We start from the raw sequence: 9637 nt of genomic DNA, 5'->3' as shown, positions 1-9637 counted from the left end.
CTTAGCCTCATCTATCACTTCGTGGTCAGCAGTAACAAATATTATCGGTATTTCAGCAGTTTCTTTGGTTTTCTTTAGCTGTTTGCATACTTCAAATCCATCCATTTGAGGCATCATTATATCAAGCAATATTAAATCTATGCTCTGCGTTTTAACTATGTCCAATGCCTTTTGTCCAGATGTTGCAAATATTACTTTGTATTCCTTTTTTAAAGTACCAACTAGAACATCGATATTTTCTTTTATATCATCAACTACTAAGATGGTATACTTATCCATATCCTTTCCTCCTTTAATCTTCTCCCCCATTTCATAAAAAATAGTTAACCTTTTTTTTAAAGTTTAAACAGTTTTTTTCACTATCAGTTAATTTATTCTTGAAAATTCCAACAAAACACTATATAAAAAGAACTTCTATCACAAAATCATTTACAATAGAAGTTCTTTATTTGCTATTTATGTTATAATGCTACCATCCCATTCTGGCTCTTTCCCAATAGAAATTATGTCCACCTAATACATAATAGCTTCCATAATAATTTTCGCTACCTTCGAAATAAACGTAATTGTCATAGTTTGGATCTATTGCAGAATATAGAATATATCCGTCATTAAACTTGCTATATCCTCTAAGAGTCATTGAGTGACCACCTATATCAGAATACAATCCCATATGTATAGGACTATCTGAATTTATCGCAGCTTTTGTTTCATCGTAAGTCAATGCCCTAGTTTCGTAAACATCTCCCATTTCCCAGTGGTCGTAAGCTTTTTTCATGTCGCTCCATCTTCCACCTCTATCTATTGGAGATCCAAATACGTATGTTGCTACTTCTTCTGCAGTTAAATTTGTATCCTTTTCATAATTGATTATAGCAGCACAAGTTGCAGCCCAGCACCATGGGTGGTTGCCTTGTAATACTATATTGACTCTCAAGTTTTTCATTTCTGTTGGTTTATCGTTATTTGATGCTTTAACTACTATTGGCATTATAGTTCTTACTGCGCTTTGAGTAACATCAATATCATTGATACTAGGCATATTTGTATCTATTTTTTTATTATCTAAAATGAGTTCCGAATGATTTTCACCAATTGCATATATATCTCCATCTTCGTCTACCCATCTAACATTCTCATTCTCTAAACTATCCAAATTTTCAGCATTACCAAGACTCATTGTCATACTCATGTGATGTCCTACTGGAACTATCCAGAAATAACCAACAACTTCTCCTCTATCATAAATTAGTACGCCACTGTGATCAGTAATATCCCCTGTTTCGCCATCGAAAATTGAAAATGGACTACTAACACTCAAGTCAGCTCCCGAACGCAATCCATAAAGTTCTGGATTTCGCTCAACTGCTTCAAAGTAACGATTTGCATTTTCAGAAACATATTGCATAAGCTGTCCTTGATCTTGATCTGAATAAAACTTGTACTGGCTTCCATCAGCTATAACGGCTGGTGCAAAACACATAGAAATCATGGCCATTGTTGCGATAAGACTCAACACTCTATTGATTCTTTTCATTTTAAATTCCTTCTTTCTAGTTTTAGTTTTGTACTTCTACAACCATCATCACTTCAACTACCACTACCGTTTTTTATACACCTCCTTTTAATGTAGGTTTTATTAACTACTCTTTTATATTAACGCTAATGTATTATTTTTTCAAGTATTTTTTGAAATATTTTTATTAATATTTATTCATGGAATACAACGTCGTAATTTTCCAACTTATCATCCTTGTAAGTAAATGTTGCTGAAAAAAATGATTTTTTCTCTTGCAGCCATTTCAAAAAGATTTTATCACCTTCCCAAGTTGGATAATCTAATATACTTTCATATTCAACCCACTTAAGAGATCCCTCTGGAGAATCTTTTATAAGCTCTCCAATATAATCTTCAGCTGTGTACAAAAAAACATAATAGTCTTCACCTTTGCTAAAATCAGGAAATGTTAGTACTCCCCTCATTTTAGGTGCTATTATATCTAGACCACTTTCTTCTTTAAATTCTCTTTTCACACAATCCTCAGGACTTTCACCCTTTTCTAATTTCCCTCCTAGGCCAATCCATAGACCTTCATGAACGTCATTCTCTTTTTTGTTTCTATGTAATAGTAATACCTCATCATCTTTTTTCAAATAACACAATGTGCATAATTTCATATTATAAATCCCCTATTCTATTAACTTTTTCTACATATTTTTCTATATCAAATTTTCTTTTCAAACCATTTGCATTCATATATCTAAGTTTTCCAAATATCTCTCTTTCTTTCCAGCCATGGTCGTGTTTTCCAAAACACCAAGCTACCCCTGTATAACTATTTGCATCTCTTCCATCTATAAAATACTTATTATTTAGCCTTATTGCATAATCATATGCAGTCTTGTAATCCTTTGTCCACTCTATGATTTTCTTACACCAATACATTCTCATATAGGTATGCATCTTACCCGTTATAACCATCTCTTTCATAGATGCATTCCAATATTTATCGTGAGTTTTAAACTCTTCTAAATCCTCCAAACTATAAATATACTCTCTTTCATCACTTTCATGTATTTTCATAGTTTCATATGCCCAATTATCTGTCATACCTTCGAATTTATCATAATCTTCATTGTAATAGACGTAATTCATTGCAAGTTCTCTTCTAACTATTATTTCTTCTAAAAACGATTCTATCGATTCAATTGAGATTGATTTATCTCTTGCTGTTTTTTTAGCCCATATAGCAATTTCTACGACTGAAATTTGCCCAAAATGAAGGTATGGACTCATATCCGAACAATAATCATACTCTGGGTGATTTCTTACATCATAGTGTTTCAGCTTTTCATTTAAAAATACATTTAGCACTTCATGTGCTTTTTCCTCACCACCTATATAATAATCAGATCCCTTTACACTTCTGTCTAATGGCAAGATTTTAAGTAACTTTTCTATATTATTTAAATCATATTTTTCTGCTTCTATTTTCGTATTCCATTTGATGTCTATATCTCTTTTTGAAAGTGTAAGTAAATATTCATCTAGTTTTTTAGTTATCTTAGGTCGTATAGTTCTAGCAGCGTATTCTAAATTTCCCGAAGCTATGTGTATTGGAACAACAACATCTCCCTCTACTTCAAATACATCCATAGGATATTTATCTTTTATCCATACTTTAATATTGTTTCTCCATACCTTTTGAATTTTCATATATCCCTTATCCATAATTAACTCGCTCGCATCAGGAATCACTGATTTTATAGCCTCATCTGGACAACCCTTTAAAACTTCAAAACCAATATTTCTTTTAGCTAAATTTCTATTTACATCTACTAATCCTTCGAGCATAAACTTGTAATGCCTCTCATTCGCTTCTGGATAATCTGCTGTAAGCCCAAATACAACAAGAAGTTGCTTTCTTCTCAAGTTAGCACGCTCTATAGCAAACTCCAATGCGTAATTATAATTCGTTCTTTGACTTTGCTGCATCCAATATACTACGTATTTTCCATTTCTGTCACCTTCACAATGTTTTGTTATTCTAGTATCTTGAATCATATCGCATCTGCTCCTTTTTAATTTATATATCAAAAACTATAATCTCAGGTCTATTGCAAAGTCTAAATGGCAATTTTGTACTTCCAAGACCTGAACTTACAAATAATTTCGACTTTCTTTCATTATCGAAATCATAAAAACCCTTCGTATACTTTTCTCCTAGTGGAACCTTTACAATAGCTCCCACAAACGGAAGTGCCACTTGACCACCATGACTATGTCCAGCTAGCGCTAAGTCTACATTGCCCTCTAAATAATTGTCCATCAAATCTGGTTCGTGTATCATTAATATATTATAAGCATTTTCGTCTAATCCACTTATCAAATTTTGAGCTTTTTCTTCTCCGTACAAACCATCATCTGCACCAATTACTGCTAGTTTTGTTCCCTCTGCATCTATTTCGTGTACTTCATTTACTAAAAGTTGAAACCCACCATTTTCAAGTACCTCTGCATAATATTTATGTCCACCTCCGCCATAGTCATGGTTTCCCCAAACTGCAAATTTTCCAAGAGGCGCTTTTAGTGTTTGTAGTAATTCACCAACGGCTTCTATATCTTCATAATCATTGGCTCTATCTATTAAATCTCCTGTAAATAATATAATATCCGGCTCCAATTCATTTATTTTTTTTATAGCAGCTTTAAACTGCTCTAGCGAATAAAAATCACCTAATTGAGTATCTGTAAACTGGACTACTCTTACCTTGTTATCCTTTTCAGGTAGCATCTCAAACTTCTTAACAATCAACCAATTTGGTTCTACCCAAACTGTATATACTAAAGCAACTATACATATAATTAATAAGCATTTTATCATCTTTTTCAAATCAAGCCCTCCATTTCATATTCTAGTTTATCACAACATTACTGAGTCTTAGTACTTTAAATTTAATTAAATCCACACTTAAATTGTCTTCTTTTTGTCATCAAATTAAACCATTTTGTCATGGTTTGTTTAGCTTATTTTAAATCTTTTCAACTATAATTATGTCATACTACTATTAGTATTTAAAAAGTTAGCTTAAAAAATACACGCCTAGGACACAATTAGGACTCATGTCTTAGTTAGACTTAAATAAAGAAATAACTTGTTGTAGAAAAGAGGTGCTATGATGACTAATAACTACAAATACTTGAATATGAAAGATTTAGAGCTGTTTGCAAAGGAATTACCACAGATAAATCAGTCTTTTGAATATTTATCTTTCGATGAGTTTTCAATTCCATTTTCACAATTGGTTCCCCACCAAGATCTGAAACTATTGAAAAAGCTTTATGCAAAAGCTATATCCCTAGAGCAATTGAACTTGTATGAAAAAGCTCTAGATCTTTGGGATCGCTTCGATGCTCTGCTTTCTAAATATCTCCAATTTGAAGAAATAATACATTGTGAATCGCTAGACGAATTATTGCCAAAATTCCCCTTTCGATTAGCACCTAAGGATCTTTCTACGCTGAGGATTTTATACGATTTAGCATTGTACTGCGAAAAAAAGCATGAAATTCTAGAAGCTGAAAATCTTTGGGAAAAGATAACTAATCTATTGGCTCCATACTGGCAACATCATGATGAAACTATTGCAGTCTGTTAGGACTGCATGAAAAAACACATTAATACATAGTCAACAAACTATGTGTTAATGTGTTTTTTACTGTCTTCTAATATTTTCATAAAATCCACTTGCCTTTGCTAGAAGCGGTATCTTACTTCTCCATCTCAAATCTGGAGTCATTACATCCCATGTTTCTTGTCTAAACTCTGAAAGCTTACCTTCTGCAACTAATTTGACCTCTGGTATATCCAAAAAGTCCATAGGGTGAATCATCCCCCTTGGTTTTCCAAATTCATATATTCCAGCACGTTCCACTACTTCTGATGCAAATTCACTACAAAAATAAGCCTTATCTCGCTCAAACGAAAATCCTGCTTTTGCTGTAACCAAACCTATAAAATTATATCTATAACATTTCTTATTACATTCAAACTCATAAATTATATCTTGTATTTCATTGTATTGCTCTCTAGTGATTTTAACCTTGTATAAACTAAATTCTGTATTTGCAAATCTAGTGTATACTCCTTCCTTAACATCTTCGCTCACAAATCCCGCTATAAGCGGGTTAGAAAAATACTTTCTTCCAAATGAATAAAACGTCTGAAAAGAAGGGTCTAAACCTATAGCAATATGAGAATACGGATAGTCTGATAGCTTTCTTATGAGTGAGCTTAGCATAGATCCCGTATATGTCAGCAGTATATACATATTTAAATCTTTTTTCTGAACCATATCGCAATTCACCTTCATTTTGTGTCTTTTCATTAATTTTAGCACAAAACAAAAGTAAAATCGCAGTTAATTCTATTTTTATACAATTAATACTCATATGAAGGAATATTTATTTTTTTATTCTTACTCAAAAATCTCTCTGTAATTTCTTCTTTTCTCTTTTTCAAATCCGTAGTTCCTATAGTTGCTATAACTCCCTCTACTGTAGATTCGAAATACTCGTACGGTAATCCAACTGCCATTTCATGATCCGCCCATTTTGCTAGCATTCTCGTACTAGGACACATTGGTGTTATATTCATTCGGCCAAACATATATGGTTCTACGCTAGCTTCAACGCAAAGTGCTTGCATAGATGCTCCAGTGTGAATCAAACGCTTACCATCTTTGTATACATACCCCTGCTGAAGTCTCATGGTTTGATATGGATTTACTATAAATACAACTATATCTGGCGTCTTTGTGAAATTCTCCAACGGACCTATTGCCATTCCATAAGTTTTAGCTCCAGTTCTGTAAAGACCTGGTACACTAGATCTCATTCTTCTAGCTGCTGCTGGAGTTTTGTACAAATTATATGAAAAGTATTCCATTCCTGATTCTATTCTTTCGCTTGACTCTTCTAAATGAAATGCTGTGGTTGCACCATCACAATTGTGATGTTCTAATCTAGTTTTCATCATTCTGCCTCTTGTTGCTTTTTCAACCATGCAACAATACGATTGTTTTCCTCTAGGCTCCTCCCATTCTTCATTTTTATAATCTTCTTCAGTAAAATATAACTTAACACCTACTGGTTTTCTCTCAAAATTAAGAGCACAATCTAAGTCTTCACAATAATTTTTTAAAAGTTCACTATCAAACTCATCTTGAACAAATCCATACTTTATTTTTTCGTGTTTAAACGGCATATTAAAATCTCCCTTCGTATCATCCCTTATATACTAATCCTATATCTATCGCACCAAAATAATACAATATGCAAATTATAAGCATCAATATCACAATCGAAAACGTAAAATAAACGCTATCTCTTTTTTCTATTGTACAAACCTTTATATAAGTTCTCTCTTTGCTCTTTCCAAACCCTCTTGATTCCATTGCCATGCTAATTCTTATTCCTTTTCGAATAGCTGTCGCCAACATTGGAATTGTGTATCGTTTAATCTGCCACACTTTGATAAATATGTTTTTACTTTCATTTACTCCACGTACTTGATGTGCATATTTTATAGTCCTAAGCTCATCTTTAAATGTTGGCAAAAATCTATATGCTGTCAAAAATGAATATCCCAACCTAGGTGAGAGTTTCAAATATTGTATCAACGTGATGACAAAATCTGATGGCTCTGTTGTCTTTACAAAAAGCGCAGAATAAAAACTTATGACAATAATTCTAAGTCCAAGAGCCAAAACTATATTTAAATCAACGCTTTGACCTGAAATCATTCTTGTAGCGCCTGTTATAATCATAAAACTTATACTCATAATCCAGAAAAACCAAGTAGTTTTCAATACCTCTTTGGCTTTAAATTCAGTCCATGTATTCGCAATAATTATTCCAATTACAATTAAACTAATCGCAAGAAATGGCTTGTAATCTATGGAACCAACAATTGTAATGATTAATAACCAAATCAATTTATATATTGTTGGAAATGATTTCAAATCAAAAATTTTTTCCATAAATACACCCCATATCATCACTAGCTTTTGCTAAAAATTCTTCTCGGTTTCCTTCAAAAATAGATTGTCCATCATTTATTATAACTACCTTGTCACAGCATTTTCTAACCAATTCTAGATCGTGAGTTATCATGACGACGCTCTTACCGTCACGCCTAAGACTCTCCAAACTTTTCATTAGTTTTATAAGATTTTCTCTATCTTGTCCATAGGTAGGTTCGTCTAATAAAAGTATCTTTTGACCTCCAATCATAATCGATGCAGTACTAAGCCTTCTCTTCTGACCTTGACTGAGTGTAAATGGATTTTGTAATCTAACATCCTCTAATTCAAATTCTTTTAGGTAATACTCAAGTCTTTCCATTTCATATTTTTTATCAATACTATTCATTCCGAATTTCAATTCAGATTCTACACTATCTTTTAAAAATTGATGCTCTGGATTTTGAAATGCAAGACCCATACGACTTCCAATAAGGCAAGGTGACATATCTTTGATTTCGCTATCACCAATCCATACTTCTCCACTTTTACAGCGTTCTAATCCCATAATTATCTTAAATAATGTAGATTTTCCAGCTCCATTGTGACCTACTATTGCTAGTACTTGTCCATAATTTAATTCGAAGCTCACATTGTTTAAAACCTCTGCATCACCATATGAAAACGATATATCTTTAGCTTTCAAACAAATATCTGTTTTTTCTTCTTTGATTTCCCATGTTTTCAATTGAACACTTTCAATTGTTTTTTTCAATTCATTTTTAGTTATTTTTTTCATTTCTTTTTTTTCGAGCCAAAAAATATCGTCTATCCAGTCAATTATCTCATCTATTTTATGCTCTACTATTATTATCGTAGTCTGCTTTAAGTCCTGAATCTTTTTTATGGTGCTAAATATTTTATTTGTCATTTTGGGATCTAGATTAGCTGTTGGCTCATCCAATATCAAAACCTCTGGTTCCATAGCTATAATTGTTGCTATTGCAACCAATTGTTTTTCTCCACCAGATAAACTATTGAGAGGCCTGTTTTTTAAAAACCCTATTTCGAGTAATTCTAAATAATAATCTATCTTTTCCCTTATCACCTCTGGCTCTACGTTTAAATTTTCTAACCCAAATGCCAATTCTTCTTCTACTGTAAATGTGCATAGCTGACTTTCTGGATCTTGAAATACATAACTCATTTTGTCGGCCATTTCAAATGTTGGAACTTCATTTATTCGTCTATCTTTAAATAAAATGTTTCCTCCAACTCTACCATCTATTGTTCCTGGTATCAGTCTCATTAGTGACATTAGTAATGAGCTCTTTCCGCATCCACTTTTACCTGAAACTAGACTTATTTTACCCTTTTCAAATTCACAATCTATAGCTGAAAATACTTCTTTATTCTTTGAAAATGATAGACTCAAATTTTCAATCTTTATCATAAATTAATACTCTTCTCTAGCAATTTTAAACCCTGACAATACTCCAGTTTTCTTAAGTCCACTTCCAATAGCCACACTCAGACCTGCACCAAAAACTATAGAACTTATAACTCTTATCGCTAACATCATAGGCACTAAGCTTCCTAAGTATGAAAAACCAAATACAAAGTAGTCTCTAGTTGTCACAAATATCATAGCTAATATACCTGATACTACAACATTTATAAAACTAAATTTTTTATATCCTCCAATCGCTGTTCCAACTTCAACTCCCAATCCCTGCAGACATGATGCCACTATTATATGAATTCCATATGGACTTCCCATCAATAAATTTACACATCCTGTAAATAGAGAACCTACCATTGCTGCTCCAGGCTTTCTCACTAAATACATCGACAATATCGCAGAAATTAAGTAAATTCCATAAATTAAATCTCCTCCAAGTGGGCCTGCAATGACTTGTAATGGCTGATATATAGAATCTAATCCTACAAATACAACACCCATAATAACACTAATCATAGCTAATACAACTATCTCTTTCAATTCCAAATACTTCTTCATACTATACCTCCATTAATTTTGATTTTAAATATTCATTACGAATTATAACATGGTTTATATACGTTCTTTTTATTTATTTGAATGATAGCTTAT

11 protein-coding genes are annotated in these 9637 nt (G+C 32.4%); 1 reads left to right on the top strand and 10 read right to left on the bottom strand.

Annotated features, from left to right (window positions below; genetic code table 11):
* The 5 genes from N4A40_09500 to N4A40_09480 form a co-directional block, all read right to left on the bottom strand.
* On the bottom strand, positions 1 to 279 hold a 279-nt coding region (locus tag N4A40_09500), incomplete at its 3' end, for a response regulator (GenBank protein ID MCT4662082.1).
* A 190-nt stretch (positions 280 to 469) separates the two neighbouring features.
* Positions 470 to 1537, bottom strand: a complete 1068-nt coding sequence (locus N4A40_09495; GenBank protein ID MCT4662081.1) for a hypothetical protein — start codon at positions 1535 to 1537, stop codon at positions 470 to 472.
* Positions 1538 to 1710: 173 nt separating this feature from the next.
* The gene (locus N4A40_09490) at positions 1711 to 2178 is read right to left on the bottom strand and encodes an 8-oxo-dGTP diphosphatase (protein ID MCT4662080.1); all 468 of its coding nucleotides are present in this window, start codon (positions 2176 to 2178) and stop codon (positions 1711 to 1713) included.
* 1 nt (position 2179) lies between these two features.
* Positions 2180 to 3565: a deoxyribodipyrimidine photo-lyase gene (locus tag N4A40_09485; protein MCT4662079.1), complete on the bottom strand. Its 1386-nt coding sequence runs from the start codon at positions 3563 to 3565 to the stop codon at positions 2180 to 2182.
* Positions 3566 to 3587: 22 nt separating this feature from the next.
* Complete coding sequence (locus N4A40_09480; GenBank protein ID MCT4662078.1) at positions 3588 to 4385, bottom strand: metallophosphoesterase; 798 nt, start codon at positions 4383 to 4385, stop codon at positions 3588 to 3590.
* A 295-nt stretch (positions 4386 to 4680) separates the two neighbouring features.
* Between N4A40_09480 and N4A40_09475 the strand changes: the two genes are divergently transcribed.
* The gene (locus tag N4A40_09475) at positions 4681 to 5160 is read left to right on the top strand and encodes a hypothetical protein (GenBank protein MCT4662077.1); all 480 of its coding nucleotides are present in this window, start codon (positions 4681 to 4683) and stop codon (positions 5158 to 5160) included.
* Positions 5161 to 5217: 57 nt separating this feature from the next.
* Here the strand turns inward: N4A40_09475 and N4A40_09470 are convergent, their stop codons facing one another.
* From N4A40_09470 to N4A40_09450, 5 genes are all read right to left on the bottom strand, one after another.
* Positions 5218 to 5856: a hypothetical protein gene (locus tag N4A40_09470; protein MCT4662076.1), complete on the bottom strand. Its 639-nt coding sequence runs from the start codon at positions 5854 to 5856 to the stop codon at positions 5218 to 5220.
* Positions 5857 to 5942: 86 nt separating this feature from the next.
* Positions 5943 to 6767 carry a DUF169 domain-containing protein gene (locus N4A40_09465; GenBank protein ID MCT4662075.1) on the bottom strand — a complete coding sequence of 275 codons (825 nt, stop codon included), beginning with the start codon at positions 6765 to 6767 and terminating at the stop codon, positions 5943 to 5945.
* Positions 6768 to 6786: 19 nt separating this feature from the next.
* Positions 6787 to 7542 (bottom strand): energy-coupling factor transporter transmembrane protein EcfT, encoded by a 756-nt coding sequence (locus tag N4A40_09460; protein MCT4662074.1) that lies wholly within the window; start codon positions 7540 to 7542, stop codon positions 6787 to 6789.
* Positions 7526 to 8977, bottom strand: coding sequence for an energy-coupling factor ABC transporter ATP-binding protein (locus N4A40_09455; GenBank protein ID MCT4662073.1), 1452 nt, complete (start codon positions 8975 to 8977; stop codon positions 7526 to 7528). The genes N4A40_09460 and N4A40_09455 overlap by 17 nt, the downstream gene beginning before the upstream one ends.
* A gap of 3 nt (positions 8978 to 8980) precedes the next feature.
* Positions 8981 to 9544, bottom strand: coding sequence for an ECF transporter S component (locus N4A40_09450; GenBank protein ID MCT4662072.1), 564 nt, complete (start codon positions 9542 to 9544; stop codon positions 8981 to 8983).
* Between the last annotated feature and the right edge of the window lie 93 nt (positions 9545 to 9637).

Source organism: Tissierellales bacterium (genome assembly GCA_025210965.1).
Classification (GTDB): Bacteria; Bacillota; Clostridia; order Tissierellales; family JAOAQY01; genus JAOAQY01.
This window is presented reverse-complemented; position numbering and strand designations above follow the sequence as displayed.